21 protein-coding genes are annotated in these 24,305 nt (G+C 56.5%); 8 read left to right on the top strand and 13 right to left on the bottom strand.

All coding sequences use genetic code 11. The features are described from left to right. Both HBOR_RS14690 and HBOR_RS14685 read right to left on the bottom strand, forming a co-directional pair. Complete coding sequence (locus HBOR_RS14690) at positions 1–516, bottom strand: plastocyanin/azurin family copper-binding protein (protein ID WP_006056052.1); 516 nt, start codon at positions 514–516, stop codon at positions 1–3. After that, entirely contained in the window at positions 513–920 is a 408-nt protein-coding gene (locus HBOR_RS14685; RefSeq protein WP_241432397.1) for a BlaI/MecI/CopY family transcriptional regulator, read from the bottom strand. Before HBOR_RS14685 ends, HBOR_RS14690 begins: the two co-directional genes overlap by 4 nt. Positions 921–1,194: 274 nt before the next feature. Here HBOR_RS14685 and HBOR_RS14680 point away from each other — a divergent pair, with 274 nt between their 5' ends. The 4 genes from HBOR_RS14680 (at position 1,195) to HBOR_RS14665 (ending at position 8,735) form a co-directional block, all read left to right on the top strand. Then, positions 1,195–1,581, top strand: a complete 387-nt coding sequence (locus tag HBOR_RS14680; RefSeq protein WP_006056054.1) for an FAS1-like dehydratase domain-containing protein — start codon at positions 1,195–1,197, stop codon at positions 1,579–1,581. A gap of 319 nt (positions 1,582–1,900) precedes the next feature. After that, a complete protein-coding gene (locus HBOR_RS14675; protein WP_013446563.1) occupies positions 1,901–4,489 on the top strand; it encodes a PD-(D/E)XK nuclease family protein in 2,589 nt (862 codons plus the stop codon). Further along, the gene (locus tag HBOR_RS14670; RefSeq protein WP_006056056.1) at positions 4,486–7,329 is read left to right on the top strand and encodes a UvrD-helicase domain-containing protein; all 2,844 of its coding nucleotides are present in this window, start codon (positions 4,486–4,488) and stop codon (positions 7,327–7,329) included. The genes HBOR_RS14675 and HBOR_RS14670 overlap by 4 nt, the downstream gene beginning before the upstream one ends. A 101-nt stretch (positions 7,330–7,430) precedes the next feature. Then, positions 7,431–8,735, top strand: a complete 1,305-nt coding sequence (locus HBOR_RS14665) for an MFS transporter (RefSeq protein ID WP_174261598.1) — start codon at positions 7,431–7,433, stop codon at positions 8,733–8,735. An 87-nt stretch (positions 8,736–8,822) separates the two neighbouring features. Here HBOR_RS14665 and HBOR_RS14660 read toward each other — a convergent pair whose 3' ends face one another. Next, entirely contained in the window at positions 8,823–9,098 is a 276-nt protein-coding gene (locus HBOR_RS14660; protein WP_006056058.1) for a PadR family transcriptional regulator, read from the bottom strand. A gap of 223 nt (positions 9,099–9,321) precedes the next feature. After that, positions 9,322–10,923 carry an oleate hydratase gene (locus HBOR_RS14655; protein ID WP_013446562.1) on the bottom strand — a complete coding sequence of 534 codons (1,602 nt, stop codon included), beginning with the start codon at positions 10,921–10,923 and terminating at the stop codon, positions 9,322–9,324. A 223-nt stretch (positions 10,924–11,146) separates the two neighbouring features. Between HBOR_RS14655 and HBOR_RS14650 the strand changes: the two genes are divergently transcribed. Then, positions 11,147–11,833 (top strand): cupin domain-containing protein, encoded by a 687-nt coding sequence (locus HBOR_RS14650; RefSeq protein ID WP_006056060.1) that lies wholly within the window; start codon positions 11,147–11,149, stop codon positions 11,831–11,833. A gap of 56 nt (positions 11,834–11,889) precedes the next feature. Here the strand turns inward: HBOR_RS14650 and HBOR_RS14645 are convergent, their stop codons facing one another. Next, positions 11,890–13,356: an amidohydrolase family protein gene (locus HBOR_RS14645; RefSeq protein ID WP_006056061.1), complete on the bottom strand. Its 1,467-nt coding sequence runs from the start codon at positions 13,354–13,356 to the stop codon at positions 11,890–11,892. Positions 13,357–13,467: 111 nt separating this feature from the next. Between HBOR_RS14645 and HBOR_RS14640 the strand changes: the two genes are divergently transcribed. Then, a complete protein-coding gene (locus HBOR_RS14640; protein WP_006056062.1) occupies positions 13,468–14,130 on the top strand; it encodes a helix-turn-helix domain-containing protein in 663 nt (220 codons plus the stop codon). A 35-nt stretch (positions 14,131–14,165) separates the two neighbouring features. Here the strand turns inward: HBOR_RS14640 and HBOR_RS14635 are convergent, their stop codons facing one another. Next, the gene (locus tag HBOR_RS14635) at positions 14,166–14,651 is read right to left on the bottom strand and encodes an Lrp/AsnC family transcriptional regulator (RefSeq protein ID WP_006056063.1); all 486 of its coding nucleotides are present in this window, start codon (positions 14,649–14,651) and stop codon (positions 14,166–14,168) included. A gap of 157 nt (positions 14,652–14,808) precedes the next feature. Between HBOR_RS14635 and HBOR_RS14630 the strand changes: the two genes are divergently transcribed. Next, positions 14,809–15,783, top strand: coding sequence for a DMT family transporter (locus HBOR_RS14630; RefSeq protein WP_006056064.1), 975 nt, complete (start codon positions 14,809–14,811; stop codon positions 15,781–15,783). 42 nt (positions 15,784–15,825) lie between these two features. On the opposite strand, the gene HBOR_RS14625 is transcribed toward HBOR_RS14630, so the two are convergent. Genes HBOR_RS14625 through HBOR_RS14615 form a run of 3 tightly spaced genes read right to left on the bottom strand, consistent with a single transcriptional unit; the run spans position 15,826 to position 18,037 of the window. After that, complete coding sequence (locus HBOR_RS14625; protein WP_006056065.1) at positions 15,826–16,404, bottom strand: hypothetical protein; 579 nt, start codon at positions 16,402–16,404, stop codon at positions 15,826–15,828. Beyond that, positions 16,401–17,156, bottom strand: coding sequence for an ABC transporter ATP-binding protein (locus tag HBOR_RS14620; protein WP_006056066.1), 756 nt, complete (start codon positions 17,154–17,156; stop codon positions 16,401–16,403). Before HBOR_RS14620 ends, HBOR_RS14625 begins: the two co-directional genes overlap by 4 nt. Then, positions 17,153–18,037 carry an ABC transporter permease subunit gene (locus tag HBOR_RS14615; protein WP_006056067.1) on the bottom strand — a complete coding sequence of 295 codons (885 nt, stop codon included), beginning with the start codon at positions 18,035–18,037 and terminating at the stop codon, positions 17,153–17,155. The genes HBOR_RS14620 and HBOR_RS14615 overlap by 4 nt, the downstream gene beginning before the upstream one ends. Before the next feature lie 777 nt (positions 18,038–18,814). Between HBOR_RS14615 and HBOR_RS14610 the strand changes: the two genes are divergently transcribed. After that, positions 18,815–19,210: a hypothetical protein gene (locus HBOR_RS14610; RefSeq protein ID WP_006056069.1), complete on the top strand. Its 396-nt coding sequence runs from the start codon at positions 18,815–18,817 to the stop codon at positions 19,208–19,210. A 12-nt stretch (positions 19,211–19,222) separates the two neighbouring features. On the opposite strand, the gene HBOR_RS14605 is transcribed toward HBOR_RS14610, so the two are convergent. The 4 genes from HBOR_RS14605 to HBOR_RS14590 form a co-directional block, all read right to left on the bottom strand. Further along, positions 19,223–19,657: a hypothetical protein gene (locus HBOR_RS14605; RefSeq protein WP_241432399.1), complete on the bottom strand. Its 435-nt coding sequence runs from the start codon at positions 19,655–19,657 to the stop codon at positions 19,223–19,225. A gap of 100 nt (positions 19,658–19,757) precedes the next feature. Next, positions 19,758–20,291, bottom strand: coding sequence for a type IV pilin (locus HBOR_RS14600; RefSeq protein WP_081457885.1), 534 nt, complete (start codon positions 20,289–20,291; stop codon positions 19,758–19,760). A gap of 138 nt (positions 20,292–20,429) precedes the next feature. Continuing rightward, a complete protein-coding gene (locus HBOR_RS14595; RefSeq protein WP_006056072.1) occupies positions 20,430–22,865 on the bottom strand; it encodes a methyl-accepting chemotaxis protein in 2,436 nt (811 codons plus the stop codon). Next, on the bottom strand, positions 22,862–24,106 hold the full coding sequence (locus tag HBOR_RS14590; RefSeq protein ID WP_006056073.1) for an ABC transporter substrate-binding protein: 1,245 nt from the start codon (positions 24,104–24,106) through the stop codon (positions 22,862–22,864). The genes HBOR_RS14595 and HBOR_RS14590 overlap by 4 nt, the downstream gene beginning before the upstream one ends. Positions 24,107–24,305: the final 199 nt, after the last annotated feature.

Below are 24,305 nucleotides of genomic sequence, written 5' to 3'. Positions count from 1 at the left end.
TTAAATAACCTTGACGTATCCGACCATTGCGTTCATCTCGTGCGGTACACAGTAGTACTTGTACGTTCCCTTGGTCTCGAACGTGTGCTCGTAGGTGCCTCCTTCTGTCACGTTCCCCTTGTCGGGATAGCCGTCTTTCGCCGCTTTCTCGGAGTCGAATCCACCCGACGCGAAGTACGTCGCGCCGTCGGGTATCTCGTCCTCATAGGCGGTGACGGTGTGGCCGACTGCACCGACGTTCTTCCACGTGACAGTCGTTCCTGACTCCACTTTGATGCGCTTCGGTGCGAATTTCAGTTCATCGTTCATATCGACGGTGTCGGTTTTCGTCCACTTTTCACCGTCCGACGAGCTGTCCTTCGGTTTGGATGTCGCGGTCTTCGCCTCAGTCTCCGCACCCCCATCACCGCTTGAGTCAGCGCTACTGGTACATCCGGCGACGCCACCCAGCAGCGCTACGGTCCCAGTGATTCCAATTTGCTTCATCAACTTCCGCCTATCGAGTTTCGTTGTCATGCTTTCGTATTTGTAGGGTTGTGTTCGTTCGATTGCTCATCCCCGCCCATCGCCTCGGCCCTTCGCACCAGTCCAGTCAGGCCGTCAGTACCGAGGACTTCGGATACGTCCTCGACGATCGAATCGAGGAGTTCACCGGCGTACTGGTCGGCCGCGAAGGTGTGTCGGTATCGAGGTGATCCACGCTGCATCTCCTCGGTTCGGTCCACTAACCGCTTCTCGACGAGGCGGTCGAGTGTCGCACTCACTGTCGAGTACACGACATCGACGCCGTCTTCTCGGAGTTCACGCTGGACTTCCCGCGAAGTCAAGGACTGTTCGCTCCGTCGCAGGATTGCTAACAGTTCCTTTTCACGTGGTCCGAGGCGGTTCCAGTCCATGGGTATCATCCCATGTACGGTCATACCCGACCCCAACCATACACTAGTTGGACGTTCTTCACCACTCGGGAACCGGTCCGAACGTGTTCGCCACAAGGAGGATGCGAGTTCCGTTCAAACGCTACCGTCTGATTGCGTATACGCTGCCGTGAATCGCTCGTTTATGGTCGCTACTTCCGGCGCAATGAGTAGAGTGTGCAATAAGTCGGCTGGTCGAACCAGCACGTACCTGAAGGATTGCTATTTCATACCTAACGCTTATCCCTCACTAATTTATCATTGGTAATTGAGAAGTCATATGAATCCACCAGTTGAAGGCAAAACACAGACGTTCGAACGAACGTTTACCGTCGAAGAGGTCCAGCAGTTTGCGGAACTTTCTGGAGACGCACAGCCTCGACACACCGAACCTGACGAGGACGGCCGAGTGATGGTGCAAGGATTATTGACGGCGACGATGCCGACGAAACTTGGCGGTGACGACGGGGTGTTGGCCAGTAATATGGAATTCGAGTTTCACCAACCTGTCTACACTGGCGAATCAGTTACCTGCACCTCGACGTACGATACGGTCGTAGAACGCGACAATCGCTATGAATTCTCGGCAGACGTTGTCTGTGAGAACGCAGATGGTGAACCTGTCCTGACCGGGACGGTCGATGGGCTAATCTGGAAAGACGACTGAATAGCGGTTTGACAGCAGTTTCGATTGGGTTTCGATACGATCTGTTTTTATATTTTGGTTTGTTTTCACATTTTAATATGCCGCTAGTGAATACACTGTTTTTAGATCTCATATCCTCCTAGTTATCTACATTTCACCAATATATCTGTGTGCTACTCTCTTAATACACTACGTATATCACTCGATATCCTGTTTTTGTTTCTATATTTGGTGTCTCTTACGTATACCGGTTACATACTCCCTTTCTATCACTCCACTGCACCCCTCTCAGATATCTCTCAACGGTACATTTTTACAACCAAGTTGAGTTCCGTACTCCGTGCCAATCACACGAGCGAAATCTATCGACGCCCTCTACGAGGAATGCAAGGGCTTTGACCTTGTGCTCGTGCCCGACGCGCCGATGGCGAGCGCACTCAATCGGCGTCTCGACCGACCACACTTTGGTCCGTTTGCGATCACGCCCCGTCGCCTCGCTGCACAACGCCGCGAACAGGACGAGTACCGACTTTCGTTTCTCGAAAGTATCGAATCGACCGACCTCGATTGGAAGGAGGCGTCCCATGCGGTCGGAAACATCCACCAATGCTGGGAGTATCAAGGAACGGCCGAGTCAATCCTCGAATACGAACTGTTCCGCACTGCAGCAACGCGGACAGTCGTTAACTGCGTCAGTGAGTCGGACACAACCCTCCGCCGACTCACCGAGTACACTATCGATGCCGATACGTCAGTTGCCGTCGTCGGACTAACGCAACTTACCGCACTCGAACGTTCGATTCTCCCGCCCGACTACGAGACAATCGATCCGTTCGCCGATGAGACGTTCGACTACCCGCCGTTCCGTGTCTTTGACTCTCCGGCCGCGATTGTCGATGCAGTTCTCGATACTGTCACTCAGGAAAACGCCGATGACGTCGGTGTCGTCCTCGATGCTGCCAGTCAGTACTCGTCGCTCATCGAATCCGCATTCGAGGCGGCGGGGATTCCGTACCACGGCGGTCCCGGATTCGACGACCTACCCCATCACAGGACGTTTCTGCAACTTCTCCGTAGTGCCCATGCCGGACGGGAGACCCGAATTAGTGACGTTAGGCCGTTGCTCACCCGGTTCGGAAAATCGATCGATATCGAACACGACGAAAAGCGCCTTTACGACAGCGACCAGCAAGCGGCCAACTGGCTTCTCGAACTCCACGACGAGGTTCGTACCGGTACGTTCAGTGCGGCCCTCGATGCTTACGAATCCGCTGCGGACACCGTTCTCGATGCGTTCCGTGACGAACTTTCCACGCTTGGTCTCTTGACCGACCCCGTTACTGAGGAGGCAGTTGACCGACTCGAATTCTACGTACAGACGTACGATATCCCCGTCGATCACGGAAACGAGGGTGTGCTGTTGGCAGATGCGAAGTCAGCGGCTCACGTTGACCGGCCTGTCGTGTTTTACCTCGGTCTCGACGAGGGGTGGACGCACTCGCCCCCACGGCGGCCGTGGGTTGACCGCGACCGGGAGTTCGAGCGCAACATCCAGCAGTTCCAACTGCTCCTCCAGAACGGTATCGACCAGTACTACCTCGTACAGGATACCGCCGGGGGGACACCCGTGACCCCGTGTCTGTATTTCGAGGAACTGTTCGATGAGACCTTCGAGCGATTCAGCGATCTCGATTCGGTTCCACACTCACGCGCGTTTCGAACGACGGCGGACGGCTTTGCGAAGGAACCACTCGACATCGCTGCTGCTGAAGTCACGACCATCAGCCAGTCGAGCCTCAACACCTACGTCAACTCACCCCGAGACTACTTTTTCTCTCGACTTCTCGATACTCCGGACAAGGACTACTTCAGGGAAGGAAATCTGCTTCACGACTTTGCGGAGTATTACGTCGCTCATCCCGAGTCTGTCACGGACGAGACGCTTGCTGAAGTTGCGGAGATCATCCTCGATGAAGTTGATCCATTCCTCCGTGGGGTTGACCGGGAGGTCCGACACACCAAGTACCGTCTCGGACTCCAGACTATCGTCGAGTTCTTGGACACGAACCCACCCCACGGCGACGAGTTCGTTGCCGGAAACGACGGCTGGGGACGGAATTTCTTCGCCGAGTACTACGACCGCCCCATTGACACACCCCACACGGAACGGTGGTTCGAGAACAGCGACCTCGGTCTGAAAGGCAAAATCGACCTCGTTCACGACTCGACGCATCTTCTCGACTACAAGAGCGGGTCGAAGAAGTCTGCGCACTCGATAGTCAAACATTCGGCGCTCGACCCACCGAGCGACAAGCCAAACTTCCAAGCACTGCTGTACCTCGCTCACCAGCGTACCGTACAGCCAGACCAGGAACTCCAATTCACGTTCTTTCACTTCCTCGAAACGCTTGATGACATCGTCGCTGGTGAGGCCTCTCTGGACGACTGCCTGACGACGGTGACGTACTATCCGCACACCTTCGCGGAGTACGTTGCGACAGAGGCCGTCTTCAACGAACTGAAATCGGAGGCCGCGAACGACTGCAACAAGACGTTCTCGAAAACGGAGTACGAGGAGTATCGTGCGATTTTCGAGACGCACGAACTCCCACAGACGCGTGATAGCGACGAACTCATCGACTCCGAGTTCGGGCACGCGCTGACAGCGCGGATGAAGGAGAACGTCGGTGACTACAAATACGTAAAAAACGGCTGTAAGCAGGCGCTCAGACACGTGCTTCGGATTCGAAACAAGAACTACTTCGCAGACGATGTAGACGCCTTCGAACAGTTCGTGCAAGAACGACTCGAAGAGTTGAACGCTCGCCGCGCCGGTGACGAACGGTTCCCAGTTGGGGGACTCGGCGGCGATCCGAACTATCGGTACGTGGATAACCGAGACTGCATTCTGGAGGAGGAATCACGATGACCCAACCGAACGACCATCAACAGGACCTGATCGACAGTACTGACGGCATTCACGTCGTTGACGCCGGTGCCGGAACGGGGAAGACCTTCACTGTCACCCGCCGGTACGCGGAGATTGTCGATCAGGACGAGGTTGCACCGGCGGACGTCCTCCTCGTGACGTTCACGAATAACGCGGCGACCGAGATGAAAGACCGGATCGTTTCCCACTGCGGCTACGGGATGCGGGAACTCTCTGACGCTCCGATTCAGACGTTCCATAGTCTCTGTCACGACCTGCTCATGGAACATGGGTTCGAGGCACCGACGCACCTCGGCATCGACGACCGAATTACTGGTTCGACGCGTATCCTTGAGGACGAGACTGTCGAGAAAGCGCAGTTCCGTGAGTTCATCCGCCGGTTCAGCGACGACCACGCTGCGTATGACGACTTCTTCCGTGCTATCGAAGACCCGGTCGAACTCCTCGGATTACTCACACAGCTCGCATCAAAAGGCGTCTTTCCAACGGCCGATGGCTGGTACCGAAACGGCGAACGCCATCTGGACGGTGATTTCGAGGCGTTCAGCGAACTGTTCGACGAGTTGAATCAACCGCGAAACGGGGGCAGCAAACAGTCGCGGCTTCGTTCGAAGCTTAGCCGCTACGGGCGGAACAAATGTTATCTCCCGGACGCTCCCGACAAATCGACAATCCGTGGTGGCCGGGGGGAGAAACAGGTCCCTGCCGACGTTGCACGTCGGGCGTTCGAGGAGGACCGAGCGGACCTCAAGCAGTTCGTTCACGACGTGTATTTCGAGTATCTCGAATTCGCGCTGAGCCGGAATTACCTCAACTTCGGCTTTCTCCAGTTGTTTGCCTTCGTCCTCCTCTGTGACGACCACAGCCTCCGCGACGATGTCGCCTTCGAGTACGTGATGATCGACGAGTTTCAGGACTCAAGCGAGATCCAGTTCAAACTCGCACTCTTGCTCGCGGACACGAACAACCTCTGTGTCGTCGGTGACTGGAAGCAGAGCATCTACTCGTTCCAGTACGCCGCGGTCGAGAATATTACCGAGTTCGAGTCTCGACTGGATCGGTTCGTCGCGGAACTGAACGAGGACGGCGAACGAGTGTCGTGGGCGACTCGCCCTATCACAGACATCGAACTAGTCGAGAACTACCGTTCGACGCAGGCTATCTTGGACTTCTCCGAACACAGTTTGGTGACGCCCGCCGCGAGTACAGACAAGGTCGATGTCGAAGAGGTCCAAGACCGAATCGTGTCGCTCTCCGCGAACACGCCCTGCGAGAACTCGAATATCGAGGCGATTCAGCACGAGGACGAACACGAAGCCATCTTGACGAAGATTCAGGAAATCGCGGGGAACGAGGACTATCAGGTCGAAGAAGACGGTGAGCTTCGACCGCCCGAGTACGGAGACGTTGCAGTTCTCACCCGGACACGGGACTTCGGGCGCGAACTACTGTCGGCCGCGGCGGAGTACGGACTGCCGATGTCGTACGAGGGGGGAATTGAGTTGTTCCGCTCTGATCCCGCGAAGCTTCTATTGGCGTGGCTTCGCATTCTCGACGCCGATTCCGAGCGCGGGTGGGCGGTCGTCCTCGAAGAGGCAGGCTACACACTGGACGAGATCGAGTACATCCTCGATACCGAGCGCTACCCCGATAACATGCAGGCGTTCAAGACCGAGTTGGCGGAGCTTGAGACCATCGGCGGGGTTGCACAGCGCGTCTTCTCCCGATATAACTACGATGGGGCGCACGCTGACGTGTTGTTGACGACGGTTCAATCGATACACAGCGCGACGACGGTAACGCGTGGTGACCTCATCCAGTTTATCGAACGCGGCATCGAAAACGGAAGCACGCAGGAGGTTCACGCGAGCGCCGGGGTGAACTCAGTAACTGTCCAGACGATTCACGCGGCTAAGGGTCTCGAACATCCCATCGTCATCCTTGTGAACATGAACAGCCATCGTTTCCCGCCGTCCGGCGGGAACAGTAACACGATCACGTTCGATGACCCCATCGGTCTCCGTCAGCGGAAACGCTACGCTGACGACTACGGCTACCCGCATATCCACGATAACTGGCGGACTGACGTGCTCCGAACCTGCTTGCCGCGTGGGTACGACGAGGAGCGACGCTTGCTCTATGTCTCGATGACTCGTGCGGAGAGCCATCTGGTCTTTTCGGCAGGCGAGAATCCGAACACGTTCTTCGAGGAACTGCCGGTTGCTGTCGAAGAAATCACTCCCGAGGTCGAAGCAGACGACCGTAGCGAGACGACACAGGCGAACCTGCAGATCTCGGTGCCGACACCTGCGGGACCGGTCGGGCACTCACCACACACGTTGATGCGTGACGACGTGTTCGAGGATGTTGCAGGCGGAAGGGGAACTGAGTTCGGAACACAGGTCCACGAGTTCGCCGAACGGTACGCACTCGGAGCGGATGTTGAACCGTCGAAAGGTAACGACGATGAGTCTCATCTCAAGACCCTGATCGACTCACTTGACGGTGAGATACGGGTCGAAGAGGACGTGTATCTCCCGCTTACCGTCGATGGTGAACGAGTGACTATCTCAGGTGTGGTTGACCTCGTTCATATTCTCCCTGACACTGTCGAAATCATCGATTTCAAAACAGATCGCGGACGGCACGCAGAGGCCGAATATCGGAAGCAACTCAGCGTGTACTATCACGTCTTGCACGAGTGTTTTCCCGAACGCGATGTGACCGCCGCCATCTTCTACACGGCCGAGGCGACGCGTGTCGATATCAACCCGTTGTCGAAAGCGGACATAGCCGAGTTGACGAGAGCGGTGCTGTAAGGCGACCCTCAACGGCACCGCTGGCTGTCGTTCATTACTCGTAATTCATACAAAAACCGAATTCAGCGAGCGTTTTAGTTGTCAGACGTATGGGGTTCTGTATGTTCCCTCCGCAGTCCGACCGGGCGTTGATACGCCGGTATTACCTCTACCGCGCCACGCTGTCGGTCGGGTTTATCACGCCAATCTTCACCCTGTTTCTCCTGCGGTCCCTGACGTTTACGCAGGTCGGAACGCTGTCAGCACTGTATTCGGTGTTTTCGGTCGGTGGCGAAATACCGACTGGATACGTTGGCGACCGACTGGGACGGCGGGCCAGCCTCCTGCTCAGTGTGGCGTTTACCATCGGGTCGTTGGTGGGGTTCGTCGTCGTCAAGGGATTCCTCTGGTATGCGTTCCTATATGCACTGTGGGCACTGGCGTTGACGTTCCGCTCGGGCAGTATGGATGCGTGGCTGTACGATATACTCGACGAGCGACTCGATTCGGGCCGGTTCAGCCATGTCAGGGGGCGAGGAGACGCTGTGCAGAACTGGACGGCGGCGGTATCGATGGTTGTAGGCGGTCTTCTGTATGGGCTACACCCAACGTACCCCTTTGTCGCCGCAGTCGCATTCAACAGTCTCGGTTTCATTACGCTGCTTTCACTCCCGAAGAATCGCCAATATGCTGGTTGCGGTGATGCGAACGTAGACCGTCTTGGCCTGCTGGAGGCATTTACTGTTGTCCGCGGGTATCTGACGAAACCACCATTGCGGTCACTAGTGGTGTACGTCGGACTGTTCTACGCAGTCGTCGGTGTTTCTCACACGTATGTACAACCGATGGCGGTCGAGACACTGGCTCCGTACGCTACCGGTTTTGGCGTCCAGATGGTTACAGGCGATGCGACTGCGGCGGCCCGTTCGGGTGATGCGGGTGCGACGATGGCGCTCGGGCTTGGCGCAATGTACGCTTCCCTCACTGCGGTGTCCTCCGTGGGCGGCTATTACGCCGGCGCAGTTGAGGACCGCCTTGGAATACGCCGTGCTGTGTTGCTCGTACCGGCTATCACGGCTATTGCGCTTATCGTTCCTTTGTGGGTTGCACTGCTGGCGCTTCCGACGTTTGCGTCGATGCGGACTGCAATGCCGTTAGTCCAGCCAATCGCGAACGGGTACATTAACGACCACATCGAAGGGGTCGGACGGGCGACGCTACTTTCTGCGGTCTCAATGTTCTACATGACGCTTCGGACACCGCTGGCGCTTTCGGCTGGGATTGTGGCCGATGCAACCACGGCGACTGTAGCGATGGCAGCACTCGGCGGCCTGTTCCTCGTGGTCGGCGGTGCAGTATGGATACTTGGCGACGTTGTACCCGAGACCGAGGCAACTATCGAGGAACAGGCGGACTCGCTGGCATAACGAATCTACTCACAGCTAGACTCGAACTGCCGGGACTGAGTTACACAGCTGAGTGAATGAAGAGCGTTCTCTTCGGTTTGATACGCTTCAAGCGTTGAGATATCGCTCTTCCCACTCCTGACGGGCGTTGATTTCGCGGCGACCTCTTCGGGTGGTCGTATAATAATTTGTCCGCTGGTCGATTGTTCCTTTCTCTATCAACCCCTTTTCGACGAGCGTGTCAAGGTTGGGATACAGCCGTCCGTGGTGAATCTTCGTCTCGTAATACTCTTCGAGTTCGTCTTTGACTGCGAGCCCGTGCGGTTCGTCGAGGCCGGCGATGACCATCAGCAAGTCCCGTTGGAATCCAGTGAGATCGTACATTCAATGAATCTGACTACTCCGGAAATATAAGTTTATCTTATGTAGTTGAACTTTATCCGGGCGATTTCACACGCAAGGCCCAATCTGTGGTGCTGACATTAGATGTTCGACCTATGATAACTTGGTTGTAAAACCAGGTGGTTTCCGTTAGTTTCGGACGCATTTCTGGCCAACTCGCTCTCGGCTTCTCACCGTAAAAAAAGTACAGCAGCGCAGCGATGTATTATCTGAACGACGCTTGCGCAACATCCATCAGCACTTCAGGTTCGTACTGATGGGCGCTTATCTTGGGAACGTCTCGCTCGATATCGAGGAGGTCGTAGACGGCGACCATCGCAGAACGGACCGAGTATTCCACGGTGAATACAACATCGTTGGGGAGTTCGGCGAACTGACCGAGGAATGCGAGATTGTTCGATCTCGCGGGAACGACGTCTGGTCGGTCCCCGGGCGTTCTCGGCATGAACTGACTCGTGATGAACGGCATCATGCAGGGGATGCACGTCGCAGATTCGATGAACGACGACGACCGGTCGCTGCAACCGAGGTGATAACAGAGTTCTTCGAGAATTTCCTCGCCAGTGCAGTCTTCCATGCGCTTTTCGATGTAGTTGCCCTTCGCTTCGGGGAAGAGACCGTACCCCCAGAACACCTTCACGTCTTCGGGCTGGTTCGCAAAGTGCGGCTGACCGGCGACGACGATAGACATGAGCCAGTTCGAGTCGGTGAACGTGACCAACCCGTTCCCCGGCTCCTCTCTCGTAACCTCGATTATGTATTCGAGCAGGTCAGGTTCGTCGAGCGTGACGGTGAACGACTCCCACTTCGTCTCTTGGACGTGATCCGCGAATGCCGACGGGTTGCCGAACTCCGGATGGTCTTCGACAATGGATTTCCACAACTCGAATGACGCACCCGTCGTGTCCAGCGTTGGCGCTTCGTCCATCGATCCGAGACTGGAGCCGTCGGTCATCGAGCCGTTCGTGACGAACACGAGGTCGCTTGGTGCAACATCAATCGTGTTCGGCGTCTCGTCGGATTCGTAGTGAATTGCCTCGACCGTCTTCCCTCCGCGCATGGACGTGATATCGAGAGCAGTCACCTCACAGCCACCGCGGAACTCGACATCGCGTTCTTTCAGCCATTGAACGAGGGGGCGAACGATGGAGTCGTACTGGTTGTACTTCGTTCGATCAACTCCTTCGAGTGTGTCGAGTCGGGGGAACTCGTGCATGAAGCGGTGCATGTACCGCCGCATCTCGACTACGCTGTGCCACGGTTGGAACGCGAACGTCGTGGCCCACAGATACCAGAACGTCGTATCGAAGAACGACTCCGAGAACCACTCCTCAATCGTCGTATCACCTAGTTTCCGTTCGGGTGTGAGCGCTAACTGCAACAGCGACAGTCGATGCTCCATCTCGAAGTCGTACGAGGAGGCATCGAGAATCTCCTGTTCTTCGTCCATCAACCTCGTTTCGGCGTAGGACTCGTACCGCTCGTTGAACTCGTCCATGACGGCCTTGATCGACCTGTCGGGGTCTTCGAGTGACGGAACCGACTCTAACAGGTCCCAAGTACACTCGTAGGTCGGGTAGTTGAACATTCGACCGCCACGGATGACGTACCCGTCCTCCGGCGTGCCACTGCCGTCGAGGGCACCACCCATCACGTCGAGTTTTTCGAGAATATGGATGTTCTCTCCGGGAACACCAGCGTCACGGACGAGGAAGGCTGCTCCGGCGAGCGATGCGATTCCCCCACCCACGAAGTAGGCGTCACGTTCCGCCGGATCCACTGACTGAGTTGCTGAATTGTCGCTCATTGAACTCACCACAACTGAACGTCATCGGGCGATCATTTAGTAGACGAATGTAACTTCCCAGTTCGTAAGAATCGGCCTCGCCGTCCGATGGCTGACAACCGCCTTCGAATCACAGGCGAGATGACTACCACTTATTGATTGATTATCGAAAAATTGTGTCATCGTATATACTGCAAATTGTTTGACCTGTCTATTTTTCACGGTGGCTGTATTTGTCGGGAGCATGGTCACGACGGGTCGGTGTCTCGACGATGACGGTCAGCCGATCGAAGGTTCCGGTTTCGAGGTCGATGTGGAGGGGCCTGTCGCCGAACGGCTTCGACAACGAACGACACCGCTTCTCTCGAACCCTGTCACGGAAGACTGGACTGTCGGTCTCGAAACGGCTACCGAAACTGGTGGCGAGTACGAAACCGGTCTCGGCATCTTTAGGGCGAACGGTGAGGGTCCACCACCACACTATCATGTCGGCTACGAGGAGTCGTTTGAGGTGATTCGTGGCGAGTTCGTTGTCGAAATGGAGGGCGAGTCACACCATCTCTCACGCGGCGATGAGATTTCGGTCCCGCCGGAGACAGCTCACAGCCTCGAAGCTGTCGGTGACTCCATCGGTGTTGCTCTCACGACAGTGCGTCCGGCAGCCCAGACGTTCACGGTGGTCTCGACACAGTTCGGGTTGGCACACGACGGGAAACTCGACGAGGATGGGTCGCCGGGATTCTTCCAGGGAATGGCGATGGCGGCGGCACTCGCAGACGATACCGTCTTCACGTCCCCCCCGCCCGCCGTTACAAAACCACTTGCGAAAGTTGTTGCCCCGATTGCGAACGCGCTCGGGTACGAGGCGACGTACTCGAAGTACGAGCGCGATGCGTTCTGGGAACGCAACGTCGAGCAGCCTTCTCTCTGAGACGCTTCGGGAGATGGCACGTCCGACGAACGAAAAGATTCGGGGCACAGCGTACGCTATACCCGTAGTCTCTCTTTGAGAGACTGCACCGCGAGTCGGCCAAGTAGTTGGCTCGGCCCTCGTTTCGGCACCCTTCTGAGAATCTCCTTCGAACTCGGTGGATCACCGCCTCCGACACCGAGCTTCCACGCCGACTCATCCTCGAATCGTTCGACGGCATGCTCGACGCGTTTTGTCACTGCATCGGCGTCCATCGTTTGAATCTCCCCATCCCGAACGACGACGTTCCCATCGATAACGACCGTCTCCACGTCGGCAGGAGTGGCGTTGTTCGCAACGTGGGCGGGAATGTTCGTCAGTGGGACGAACTTCGGCTTGTCCACGTCGAGGACGAGCATATCTGCCCGCTTCCCGACTTCGAGACTGCCCACTTCGTCGTCGATGCCGAGTGCTCGCGCTCCTTCGATAGTGAGCATCCGAACGAGTTCCATCGAGGAGAACTGACCCGCAGACCGTTTGAGGTTGGCTGCAAGGCGTGCTTGTCTGGCTTCACCGAACATATTGTACGAATCGTGCCAGTAGTGGTCATCGATTCCTAGCCCGACATCGACCCCCGCATCACGGAGTTCGGGGACGGGCGTCCACTGCGTCTCTCCATCGGGGTTCCAGTAGCTGAAGATTGACGGACAGTGAGCGACGGAGACGCCTGATTCTGCTGTCCGCCGAATGTCATCCTCGTCGGCAATCCTGTAGTGCGCGCCGAGGAGTCGGTCGTTCAACAGTCCAACTTCTGCAAGGAGTTCGAGTGAGCCGTCACTTCCGTTCGACCGCGCCATCTTGTTGCTCGCTTCGAGTTCGAGCAAGTGCGTGTGGACGAGCAAGCCGGGATATTCGTCGGCAAACTCTGCAGTACGCTCCCACAACTCTCGCGTACACGACCAGTCGTCGTGCGGGCAGATCGTCGCTCGAATTCGACCGTCGTACGTGTCGTGATATGTCTCGATAAATGACCGTGCGCGAGAGAACTGCTCCTCAACGGGAATATCCCAGAAGAGATCAGAGATTGCCGGACCGAAGAAGCCGCGAAGCCCCGCTTCACCGAACGTCTCAGCACCGAGACTCGGGCGCACGTCCATCGAATTTGTGGTCGTAACGCCACCATTGAGGAAGTTGAGTGCGGCGAGTTCGTATCCGGCACTGGCGAGGTAGTCGAGTTCCCCACCTGCGAGTTGGTTGCAAAGAGCGGTCATACTTCCCATCATCTCCGCGAAGTCGAGATCGCTGAACGCGCCGATGAGAGGTGTCACTTCGAGGTGGGTGTGTGCGTTGATGAGACCGGGCAACACCAGCTTTCCGGCACCGTCTATCGTGTGCTCGGCCTCGATGTCCGCGTCGCCGTCCTGTGCGGACCGAACCGCCGTAATTTCTCCGTCTTCGACGATGACGGTACCGCGTTTGAACAACCGGTTTCGGTCATCAACTGTCAGTACGAGGGCATCGTGGACGACCACGTCCGGTCTCATTTTTGTCATATATAGTACGAGCGGAGACAGTTCGGAGAAGGTTGTGTGACGTATGGTCAGTGGGTTTATTACTGGTTGCAGAATGATAGCGAGAAACGTGGGGGAACTCCGATGAAGCATCTTCGTCTTACGACCCGACTTGAACCGTCAGTGATTCCACCGTTCTACGCTGTGGTCGCGGAGTCATCGTCGATTTCTGAGCTTCGAGTTATCGACTGGAACGTCGCCGCCGACGAGGTTGGCACGCTCCTCTATGCGATTGACGGTGACGCCGAGAAGTTTCGAGAGGCCGCAGACGAGACCAATGGAATTACGCGTATTTCGCTGTCGGCACAGGATCAGCCGACATCGTATGCACTTGTCGAAGCATCTCCGAGGGCAATTCCGTTCTTTAGCACGTTCATGGCTGTGACGGCGCGGGCAGGACTCGTCGTTCGTAAGCCGCTCGTCTATCGTGACGCTCGGTCGTTCGGGAACGTCGTCGGAGAACCGACTGCGCTTCAGGAGGCCATCGAACAGACGCCGCCCGAAGTTCACGTCACCGTCGAACAAATCGGTCCGTTTCCCTCGACCGTAGAAGACCCGTCTCGGGGGTTGACCGACCGTCAGCGAGAAGTTATCGAGGTTGCCCGTGAGAACGGCTACTACGACCAACCGCGGGGGACGACACACGCCGAAATCGCGGCCGAACTCGACTGCGCACCGAACACTGTGACGACGCACCTTCAGAAGGCCGAAGCCAAATTGGTTCACGCTGTACTGCGCCGTGAGTGATGTCGTACGGTGTCTGTTTCAGGTGGGGACGAATCTCACTCCTCGATGAGTTCCTCGACGAGCGTCTCTTCTGCGTACTGTTGGAGTGCGTAGTGGCTGTCGAGTTCGCGGTCGATGACGAACGTTGAGTCGGTCCGGGCGACCGCATCGAGTTCCTCGAAGTCGGAGATGAGTCGTTCGACGCTGTCGCTGTCGGGAAGTCGGGCGAGCGCGATGAAATCAGTACTTCCCATCGTGAAGAAGACCTTGGTCACACCTTCGACCTCGCTAATTATTCGGCCGCTCTCGGTGTGGTTCCGGTCGTCTTTCGTGAAGACTTCTACGAGAATCGTAACCCCTAATCCGAGTTTATCGAGGTCGATATCCAAGCGGTCGTTTTTGATGACGCCGGTCTCGCGGAGTTTGTTGAGGCGATAGTGAATCGTGGAGATTGGAATCCCTGTTGCGTCGCTCACCGCCTCTGTACTCGTGGTTTCGAGGTCTTCCATCGATTTCAGTATCTGCACGTCTTTTTCGTCCATAGCAGCTAATGACTGCCAAGTTCTGTAATAACTTCGAATATATAGGACTATATCCGTTCCTCTTCGAACTTATTTCAGATAACTCGGAACCCACTCGATAGACTGCCGCGGGAGTCCCATTATTAGCAACGCAGAAAATATCGATATTCGAATCACGATGGTTGCAACACCGCGAAAACAGTTCCGTGTGCCCGCCGGACTCGCTATCGTCGGTCTCGGAGCTCTCTGGGGTGCGGGCTTTCCGGCAATCGACATCGTCGTCGAACAGTTACCCCCGCTAGGCGCTGCGGGGATTCGCTACGCCGTCTCTGGTTGTATCGTACTCGCCTACGCGGCCGCGACCACTGACCGCCTGCTCCCGAAGACGTGGCGTGAACTGCTCGGCATCGCCGTCATCGGCGGATTCATGTTCGGTGGATATCAGGCCGGTCTCTATATGGGCACAACGTACGTCTCCGGGGCGGTTGCGTCTGTCGTGACGACGATGTCTCCGGTCGTCGCCGCGGTCGTCGCCGTCCCTATCCTCGGGGAGTCACGCGGTATCCTCGATATTATCGGATTCTTCGTCGGCATCGCCGGTGTGTTTGTTCTCTCACAGCCGTCGGTCGGAACGGCGTCGGTGTCCTCGACAGCCATCGGTGTGGGACTCGTGTTTCTCGGAACGACACTGTTCGCCGTCGGATCCGTTACAATCCAACTGTTCGACGAAGAACTCCCGGCGGAATCTCTCCAGGGGTGGGCGATGGTCGTCGGTGCGGGACTGCTGTTTTTCGGTGCCGCCGCCCGCGGTGAGGCCGTCCCCGCGCTTCGGTCGCTCTCCCCGCTCGCACTCGGTTCGCTTCTGTACATTACTTTGATAGCTGGGGCCGGTGGCTATCTCCTCTACTTCCGACTGGTTCGCCGCGTCGGAGCGACGGAGACGACGCTCGTGGCGTATCTGGAACCGCTCTCGGCGACGTTCGTTTCGGTGGTTTTCTTCGATCAGACACTCGATGAAACCACCGTTATCGGATTTCTCGCCGTCGCCGCGGGCTTTACCCTTATCAGTCGGGAGACGATGCGGCATGCCGTCGCCCGTCTCAGAGAGTCGGATACGAGCGAAGTTCGCTCCTCGCGGAACCACGGCGACTGATCTGCATTCGTGGAAATCCGGCCGACCGGATACGTCCGTCGGCTACAGTGGCAGACGTTTTTTCTCCGTGATCGTCAGTTTCGCGTGGTAGTCTAGTGGGGTCCAATCGTCGCCCGTCGTGTAACTTGAACCTCTCCCATCGAAATTGGGGACAGTGTAGTACGTTCCCGCACTTGAGAGGTCTTCCCCGTGTAGTTTGTACTGTCTCGTGACTGTCTCACCCGGTTCGAGCGCTCGTATGAGGGGTTCACTGCTCAGGCTCATCCCGTTCGGTTTGACTTCCACGCGGTCGCTCGTTTTGTACGACGGCGAGAATAACCTCGGCAGCCATTTGTTGTCCTCGCCCGGATTCGGTGACTGGGCGAGCGCGAGTACGCCGAACGGCCACACGTAGTAACTCCGGATACGAACCGGATCATTTCCGGTGTTCTCAATCGTTAACGTGAACTCGGCGGGGTGTTCGATAACAGCGTTTGCTGCTGTGAGATCAACTGATACTGAGAGCGGTCCTGTCAGTTCCTTCGTCGTCATCTCTGTCACTCGATACTCGGTATCACCGAGACAGCCACTAATACCGGCTATCGACAGCGTGCTCGCGGCCAAGAACGCCCGGCGCTTCATTGTGAATCACCACCGATAGCCGCGCGAGCGTCAGTGAGTTCAACGAACATGTCTTCCATCGTCGCATCGTCGTCCGTCTCTGCAGCGTCTTGGAGTTCGCTGACATTCCCCTCAGCGACTAATTGGCCGTCGTGGAGGATTCCGATGCGGTCACAGACGATTTCGACTTGCCCGAGTACGTGACTGGAGAAGAAGACGGTTGCACCGCGCTCGTTCTCCTCGTGGACAATTTCGCGGACGCGTCGAACCCCGTGCGGGTCAAGTCCGTTAAACGGTTCGTCGAGAATGAGAAGGTCGGGATTTCCGACAAGCGACATCGCAAGGGCCAGTCGCTGCTCCATGCCGTGTGAGTACTCACTGGTGTCGTCGTCGATAGCGTCACTCAATCCGACGCGTTCGAGGAGCGTCTCGGGGTCGTCGTCCGACTGTTTCATTTCAGTGATAAACCTCACGTGCTGCCGTGCAGTGCGGTCTTCGTAGAGACCGAACCGGTCCGGTAACACGCCGATCCGCTCGTGAATCTTGACGGCATCTGTCTGTGGATCTTGACCGAACACACGCATCGTTCCCGACGTCGGACGGAGGTAATCGAGTAGCATCCCGATGGTTGTTGATTTCCCGGCCCCGTTCGGCCCGAGGAAGCCGTAAATCTCGCCACTCTCGACGGTGAGGTCGAGGTTATCGACGGCACGGATGTCGCCGTATTGCTTGGTCAGCGCGTCTGTCTGGATTGTCGGTGTCGGGTCGCTCATAGGATGTCACCCCTGGTGAACAGACGGCGAGCGAGTACCAGTGGAACCACCAGCCAAGCGAGTAAGATTGCCAGACTCAGTGCGGGGTGGAGGTACCACGGGACCGCTCCGCTTTCGAACGCCGCTTCGACGACGAAGGCGTTGATACCTGTGCCCGGTTTGAGTTTGATGTAAACTGTGGTGAGCAGTTCGGCGGAGTTGCCGACACCGAGAATCCAGTTTGTTAGGACGTTGTACGCCCCACCCGGCGTGAGTCTGAGCGCGAGGAACAGCGGACCGCTTGCCGGGGCGTTGTACGGATCAACTGGAACACCGGCGACGGCGGTGTATAATTTCATGACGATGGAATCCCAAAATAGATCCGTAAGGAAGTACGCGAACGCGAGTGCCGTGGCCGTCACGGTCCGCTGAGTGACTGTCGAGACGAGTATGCCGAGAACGACGAACACTCCGATGAGCAACAGCGTTGCGAGGACGGTTTCAACGAACTGGAGTACGCTGAAACCGCCGTGCTCGATGAGGCCGATACCGCTGAGGGCGAGTATCGCCGCGAGTATCGATGCGCCGATAGCCGCAAACCTTCCGGCTACCTTTCCAAAAAGGAGTTGCGCACGTGTTATCGGTAACGCGAGGAGGAATTTGATGCTCCCTGACGTTCGTTCACTAATAAGCGACTGGTAAGTAAGTAACAGCACACCAATTGGGAGGAACAGACTGACTCCGATTTGGATATAGCCGATGGTGATATTCTGCCCGACCGCGCCCCATCCGGTATACGTAGGTGAAAACCCCTTGAGGACGATGAGAACCGCAAGTATCCATGCCCCTTTGGAGGTGAGGACTGTTCGGCATTCGCTGCGTGCAAGTGGGGACCACTGCATGCCGAAAAGGACAATTGGATTACACAAAAGGTCTTTCTTTTATTCGTCTCGCGGTCACGTTTCCGGAGTCCGTCGTCACTGTACCGTCTGTAATGAATGCAGACACGAACTCACATATCATCTATCTGGAGTCTTCTTTCGACACTTTGATTTCATCTGCTCGAATATCTAGCCAAACAACCGAAAGATACAGGTATTGGTTGCTACCTATTCGTAGATTCTGAATAGAACCGGAATCCTCGGGGCGCGTTCTCTCTGCACCGATACACGCCGTTTTGTACGCTCAACAGCGCTCTCAGAGCCCACAAAGACCTCAGTATTACAGCGCTATCGGTGTTATAGTAATATTATATACTGGTTTCTCACACGTCTATCTTTCCGGAACCACATTCATACACTACACTTGATTTCTCTATCCGCTTCGCGTCTCTGTCCTTCGATTTTCATTCCCGGAAGAGCTTCTGCTAGACGGTGTTGTTTGTTTGAACTCCCGGCATGATTTCGATGTCTCTCGGACAAAGTGTCAGTTTATTTGGGGTGTGTGACCAGACGATATCCGCTAATCTACTGTGGCGTTTCCGTTGATACTAACCGGTGCGTACTCTTTCGTGAACCCGACGTATGCAACCCGAACAGTCTCTCTGTCTCCTGTCTCGACTCCCATTCTGATATTGACCGATACTCTCTGCAAACGTATCCGGCAGTAGCCGTTTTCCGTCCAGACTTGACTGAACAGATGCCATAAAGAACTTGTTCTTCTCTGAACACGATACGGTAATGGGATCGAGAAAACTACACTTTGCGATAGTCGCCTTCGTCGTTCTCTCCGGTTGTAGTGCCCTCCCAACTGATTCCGGTGCCCGATACGATGTCGCCATGGAGTCGGTCACAGTGAATGATTCGCAATCCCGCGTCATTGCGATCACTCCGCCGGAAGATGGAACGCTCCCGAAGGGCGGAAAAGTAGTCGTCGATGGAGGGTACGTGACTTTCACTGAACTTTCTACGATGAACTATAACCAGACGGCGTATCTCGTCTACGTGCCGTCTCGGACTAAATTCGATCTGACGAAGAACGTTGACGGAACCGTTCACGGACTCGATGACGCGAATTTCACCGTCGATGAAGTCCGTATCACCGCTCACGGGGAGACCGAGACCCACGACCTGTAGCTACTCCGCTTTCTACGACGTTTGTGCTGACTGTTGGTCGGCCGCCTGACTGACTAACTCCTTGATCACTACCGCAGTTGCAAGCAGCGACCCAGCGACGACTGCAATCAGTGGCCGAGAGAACGCCCCTGTCCCGCTGTGCGTCAGGAAGCCTTCCGAAACGATCACCGTTTGCGTATCCAGCAGTATGAGGGCGGCCGTTAGCACACTGAGTCCCCCGATGACGTATGTGCTCCTGCTCCGCTTGCTTGCTCTTACTCGATACAGCACGACAGCGCTGAGTGCCAGTGGCACCATCCAGATTACGAATGCGATTGCTCTGCCGACCACTGTACTTGATAGGCTAGAGAGGTGTATCGGAGGGATAGCCGACAGTACGACGATTGTCACGAGGCTCGTGACTGAGAGAGCGAGTTCGACCTTTCGAACCCGGGAGGTAATTCGCATGGCCATACGTGGCCTTCAAGTGTCTCATAGTAATTCTTTATGTTATGTTGACAGAAATATTTCCTCTAGGCATGGGCACCGCCGCCGGCATCTAATGAGTTCAGTCGTGAGCGGTTGATACTGTGAACTCCGCGATTTTGTACGCCTCTGCTCCTTCCACCGTGCCGGGATTTACTCCCTGAACTGGCTGGGTGTTCCAGTAAATACTGACTGTCACACCGTCTACGCTACCCTCCGGATCCAGATACACGGTTTCTGCTGCCTCCCACGTCTCACCGATTCCAACCTGCGGTGGATTCGAACCGGAGGATTCGGTGAATTTCTCCCGTTTGCTTGCGTACGCTTCGGTCGCTGGTGCGTCACTGTCTGGCGACCCTCCGATATCGAGTTTCTTCGATCCGATGACGTAGAGTTGGTCGGTTTGAACTGCCGACCCCGCATCGAACGTGACTGCGATTGTCTGCTCGCCGTCGTCTTCGACGAGCGAGTGTGAGACACTGATCTGTGGCGCTGGCGTTTGTTCATCCGCAACTCCCCAAAAGTACACCGCAAGCGAAGAAGCGAGAATGACGACGACTCCAACCATCAGCACGACCCCGATAGGCGAGGTGGCCGCTCGGTTTTCACGTCTCATATGCTCGCCTAGGAGAACGTATGCATAATAGTATCCATCGACTGCCTGCTAAACGCCGTTCGGTTCGGTATCTCGGACGCTCCGTCGTTTACGTCGAAAAAATGAATTCGGCCGAAACCGTTCGCTTACCGAGTTTGACTACTCGTCTGTCGTCTCCCCGCCATCGGTCGTGGGTGATTCCGACAGCGATGACTCGGCGGACTCGACGTGTTCGGTGTCGATTGAATCCACGTTTCTGTTCTGACCGGCGTTCACGTCGAACGACGAAACGAGCGACATGAGGTGTTCGGCCTGCGAGGCGAGTTCATCGGTTCCGTCGGAGACTTCACTCAGCGAAGCGGTCTGTTCCTCGGCGGCCGCAGCGACGGATTCGGCACGCTGGGACGTCTCGTCGCTGATCTCGGTCACACGGTCCATCATGGACGCCACCTCTTCGGTCGAAGCGGCCTGTTCGTCGGTCGTGCGGCTAATCTCGTCGACGCCGTCCTTCGTCGCGCGGACGTTATCGACGATGGTGTCGAGTGAATCGCGGGCGTTTTCGACGGCTTCAACACCGGACTCGACGGCTTTCTGCGTCTCGCGCATCTCCTCGACAGACGCTGCAGACGTCGATTGGACTTCTTGGATGGTCGCTTCGATCTCTTCGGCAGACTCTTTCGTTTCTCCGGCGAGTTGCTTGACCTCGTTGGCGACGACAGAGAAGCCTTCGCCAGCCTCGCCAGCGCGGGCGGCCTCGATGTTCGCGTTCAGTGCGAGGATGTTCGTCTGGTCGGCAATGTTGGTGATGAGTTCGACGATTTCGCCGATCTCCTCCATGCGCGATTCGAGTTCTTTGATCCGCGTTGCCGTTTGCGTCGTCTTCGATTCGACTTCCTCGATGGTGTCGATTGCATCGACTGTCGCGGAGTGTCCTTCTTCGCTTGCTTCGAGCGTGTGTTCGGCGGTGTGTTCGAGTTCGGTTGCGGACGATGCGACCTCCTCGATGGTCGCCGAGAGGTTGCTCGTCTCGCCCGTGGTCTGTTGCAGGGTTTCTTGTTGCTCGTGTGCGCCCTCCGCCATGACCTGCGTGGACTCGCTGACCTCTCGACTTGCGCGCTCTATCTCCTGTGCGCTCGCGGTCACTTCTTCGCTTGCGGCCGCCACCGTTTCGGCGAACTCGGTCACTTCGGCAACCGTGGCTTCGAGTTCAGAGATCATCTCGTTGAACGACCGGGCCATCTCGTTCATCGCCTCGTTGTCGGCGTCTTCTTGCATCCGACCCGTGAGGTCACCCTCGGCTGCCGCGGCCATCGTCTCTCCGAACATCTCTGCTTTCGTCTCCAGTTCGACAATGAGCGCTTCTAAGTCCTCGTGCGTCTGGCCCATCGCCTCACCGAACGATCCCGGAACGTCCTCTTCGAGGACGGGGTCGTCGAACTCTTTGGCCGCGAGGGCTTCTGCTTGTCCTGCAACTGTCGTGAGATACGACTGCATCTCGCCGAAGGCATCGTACAAGCGGCCCATCTCGTCGATACGGTTGCTGGACGGAATATCGCCGTCAACCTCACCGCTGGCGATTGCGTCGGCACTCTTGGTCACCGTAGCGAGTGACGTTGCGGTGCCTCGACCGATGGTCACACCGACGAGGAACAACGCGCCGATAGCGAACGCAATTAACAGCACGAGATTCTTCGTCACGTGCGACTGCAGCGAGAAGGCGCGGTCAGACGGGACGTGGTACATGAGGACCCAGTCTGTTCCGGTGACGGGTGCGTACGCCATCGCGTATTCGCCGGATTCCATCCCCGTCCGCGCTCCGACTAGTTTGTAGCCGCCCTGCCCTTTGAGGGCACTCTCGATTTCGGTAACGGACTCGGACCCGGACGCCGTGTACTGTTCGAGGAGCGACGATTTTCGATTGTCAAGAAGGATCGTTCCCTCGGACGTGACGACCTTCGTGTCGCCGGTTGCGATGGGCGATCCGAACTCGTGCGAGCGTGCTTCGAGTGACGCAGTCAGGACGACGAACCCGTCCGTCTCCGTCACCGGCGCGACGAATGCGATAACCGGTTCGCCGTTGGCATCGTACGGCTGTAGCGTCGTGACGTCGTTCATTTGAGCGAGCTCCGTTGCACGACCCGTCCACGGCGCGCTGAGACTGCTGATCGACTGCCCGCCGACGCCGTCGGTCGTGCTCGCGACGACCGTCCCCGTGTCCGCATTGACGTAGTGCAGCGAACGAACGTCGTTCGGGAGTTCGATCAGTTTCTGCTCAAGCCAGCGTTCGTGATCAGTCGCAGTCGTATTCGCCGGTCTGTCGGCGAGGGAGGCCGCAAGGAACGAAGCGGACGACTCTTTCGACGTGGTCCATTCAGCTACTGACCGTGCTTGTGATTCTGCGATACCGCGAATCTCTTCTTTCGTCTGTTGCTCGACGACACCTTTCGTGTCGAAGTGGATGAACGCACCCACTGCGCTCATCACAAGGATGATTGCAAGGAGCACCAGACCGAACTTCGCCGCGTATCGGCGGCGAATCACGTTCGGAAGCAACTGTTCGAGACTGCTGGCCAACCGTTTGAGTGGTGATTTCATTGGCTCCCTCCCGATTTGAAGAACTGCTGCTGCAGCAGTTCCAACTGATTGATATTTCCGTTGGTAACTCCCTTTATCAGGTAGGAACTCAGTGGTTCCAGATCAGCAGTCAGGTCAACGCCGCTCGATGCCCCCTGATAGTTCAGATTTCGACCGGCATCGACGAGTAATTTGAGACTCCCGAAGTCACCGACTGAGACCGTGTGTCCGTTGCCACCAGAGACAGAGCGAATCGTGTCAGCGATTGCTGGACCACTCGCCTCGCCTGCCATCTCGGCCGCGGCCGCCATCAAGAAGAGGGCGTCGTACGCGTTCGAGGAGTACGGTGCCAGCGGTGCGATATCCGACAGTCGCCGCGAGAGCGTGAAGTAGCCGTCAGTACGGACCGACGAGAGCGACGCGCTGTAGAACCCATTGTAGGACGACGGAACGTCGTTCCCGAACATCCCCGCCGAGAACACCCACGGCGCATCGTAATCGGATGCGGTGTACGCATCGACGATGCCCTTCTCCTGTCCGGGCACACTGACGAACCCGACTGCGTCCGGTGACCCAGCGAACACCTCGTCAAGCACGCTATCGAACGACGACGCGGACGGATCGTACCGGACATCTGCGACAACGTCCGCGTCGAGACTTGATCCGATTTCGTCGGCGAGAGCCGATCCGAACCCGTTGTCGATGGCAAGCAGCGATACTGACTCCGCACCGACGTACTGCGGCGCGTCGAGAACTTTTGCCATCGCAACCGCCTGAAGGATGTCGCTCGGAACAGTTCGCCCGAAGTACTTCCGCCCGTCACTCCGGCCTGCATTCGAGAGTTGTGGGTTCGTACTCGCCGGACTGACTTCCATGATTCCGTCTTCAGCAGCTTTCGGTGCGAGAGCCAGCGACGTGTCGCTGGCGAGAGCACCGACGAATCCCACAACACCCTCATCGACGAGTTTCTTGTAGCCCTCAACTGCGACATCTGCACTCGCCTTGCTATCTATTGTCGTTAGTTCTACGGGTCGCCCGAGAATTCCTCCTGCTTGATTAATGTCTGAAACCGCCTGCTCGACAGCCCGCTTCCCGTGTGTCCCGACTTTTTCCAGAGAGCCAGTTAACGGTAAAACCACTCCGAAACGGACTGGTTCGTTCCCCTGATCACCGAATACACCTGTGCACCCGGCTAGTGACCCGAGTGCGACGGTACTTCCGGCGGCGCGGAGAACGCCTCGTCTGCTGTATGAGTCCCCCATGTGTCCCTGGATTTCTCTCTGGGATATAACTGTGGGGCACTAATTATCAGAATCTGTACTGCCGCCCTACTAAAGTAATAGGAGAAAAAGCTGAGGATATTGAATTATAAGTGTTTGTGGGAACACTCGTATCTAGTTCCTAAGTAATCATTACTAGCCGAAAATAATGTCTTAATTTTATCTTTAAATGATAGTATGA

Origin of the sequence: Halogeometricum borinquense DSM 11551, assembly GCF_000172995.2 — an archaeon.
Taxonomy (GTDB): Archaea; Halobacteriota; Halobacteria; order Halobacteriales; family Haloferacaceae; genus Halogeometricum; species Halogeometricum borinquense.
Note: the sequence above shows the minus strand (reverse complement) of the source record. Positions and strands in the feature narration are given on the sequence as shown.

Excerpts from the sequence above, each read along its gene's own strand:
- HBOR_RS14655 (WP_013446562.1), bottom strand. The coding sequence starts at position 10,923 with ATGAGCGACAATTCAGCAACTCAGTCAGTGGATCCGGCGGAACGTGAC.
- HBOR_RS14645 (WP_006056061.1), bottom strand. The coding sequence starts at position 13,356 with ATGAGACCGGACGTGGTCGTCCACGATGCCCTCGTACTGACAGTTGAT.
- HBOR_RS14615 (WP_006056067.1), bottom strand. The coding sequence starts at position 18,037 with ATGCAGTGGTCCCCACTTGCACGCAGCGAATGCCGAACAGTCCTCACC.
- HBOR_RS14595 (WP_006056072.1), bottom strand. The coding sequence starts at position 22,865 with ATGAAATCACCACTCAAACGGTTGGCCAGCAGTCTCGAACAGTTGCTT.
- HBOR_RS14640 (WP_006056062.1), top strand. The coding sequence starts at position 13,468 with ATGAAGCATCTTCGTCTTACGACCCGACTTGAACCGTCAGTGATTCCA.
- HBOR_RS14690 (WP_006056052.1), bottom strand. The coding sequence starts at position 516 with ATGACAACGAAACTCGATAGGCGGAAGTTGATGAAGCAAATTGGAATC.
- HBOR_RS14600 (WP_081457885.1), bottom strand. The coding sequence starts at position 20,291 with ATGAGACGTGAAAACCGAGCGGCCACCTCGCCTATCGGGGTCGTGCTG.
- HBOR_RS14650 (WP_006056060.1), top strand. The coding sequence starts at position 11,147 with ATGGTCACGACGGGTCGGTGTCTCGACGATGACGGTCAGCCGATCGAA.
- HBOR_RS14685 (WP_241432397.1), bottom strand. The coding sequence starts at position 920 with ATGACCGTACATGGGATGATACCCATGGACTGGAACCGCCTCGGACCA.
- HBOR_RS14680 (WP_006056054.1), top strand. The coding sequence starts at position 1,195 with ATGAATCCACCAGTTGAAGGCAAAACACAGACGTTCGAACGAACGTTT.
- HBOR_RS14610 (WP_006056069.1), top strand. The coding sequence starts at position 18,815 with ATGGGATCGAGAAAACTACACTTTGCGATAGTCGCCTTCGTCGTTCTC.
- HBOR_RS14660 (WP_006056058.1), bottom strand. The coding sequence starts at position 9,098 with ATGTACGATCTCACTGGATTCCAACGGGACTTGCTGATGGTCATCGCC.
- HBOR_RS14635 (WP_006056063.1), bottom strand. The coding sequence starts at position 14,651 with ATGGACGAAAAAGACGTGCAGATACTGAAATCGATGGAAGACCTCGAA.
- HBOR_RS14665 (WP_174261598.1), top strand. The coding sequence starts at position 7,431 with ATGTTCCCTCCGCAGTCCGACCGGGCGTTGATACGCCGGTATTACCTC.
- HBOR_RS14625 (WP_006056065.1), bottom strand. The coding sequence starts at position 16,404 with ATGAAGCGCCGGGCGTTCTTGGCCGCGAGCACGCTGTCGATAGCCGGT.
- HBOR_RS14620 (WP_006056066.1), bottom strand. The coding sequence starts at position 17,156 with ATGAGCGACCCGACACCGACAATCCAGACAGACGCGCTGACCAAGCAA.
- HBOR_RS14670 (WP_006056056.1), top strand. The coding sequence starts at position 4,486 with ATGACCCAACCGAACGACCATCAACAGGACCTGATCGACAGTACTGAC.
- HBOR_RS14605 (WP_241432399.1), bottom strand. The coding sequence starts at position 19,657 with ATGCGAATTACCTCCCGGGTTCGAAAGGTCGAACTCGCTCTCTCAGTC.
- HBOR_RS14630 (WP_006056064.1), top strand. The coding sequence starts at position 14,809 with ATGGTTGCAACACCGCGAAAACAGTTCCGTGTGCCCGCCGGACTCGCT.
- HBOR_RS14590 (WP_006056073.1), bottom strand. The coding sequence starts at position 24,106 with ATGGGGGACTCATACAGCAGACGAGGCGTTCTCCGCGCCGCCGGAAGT.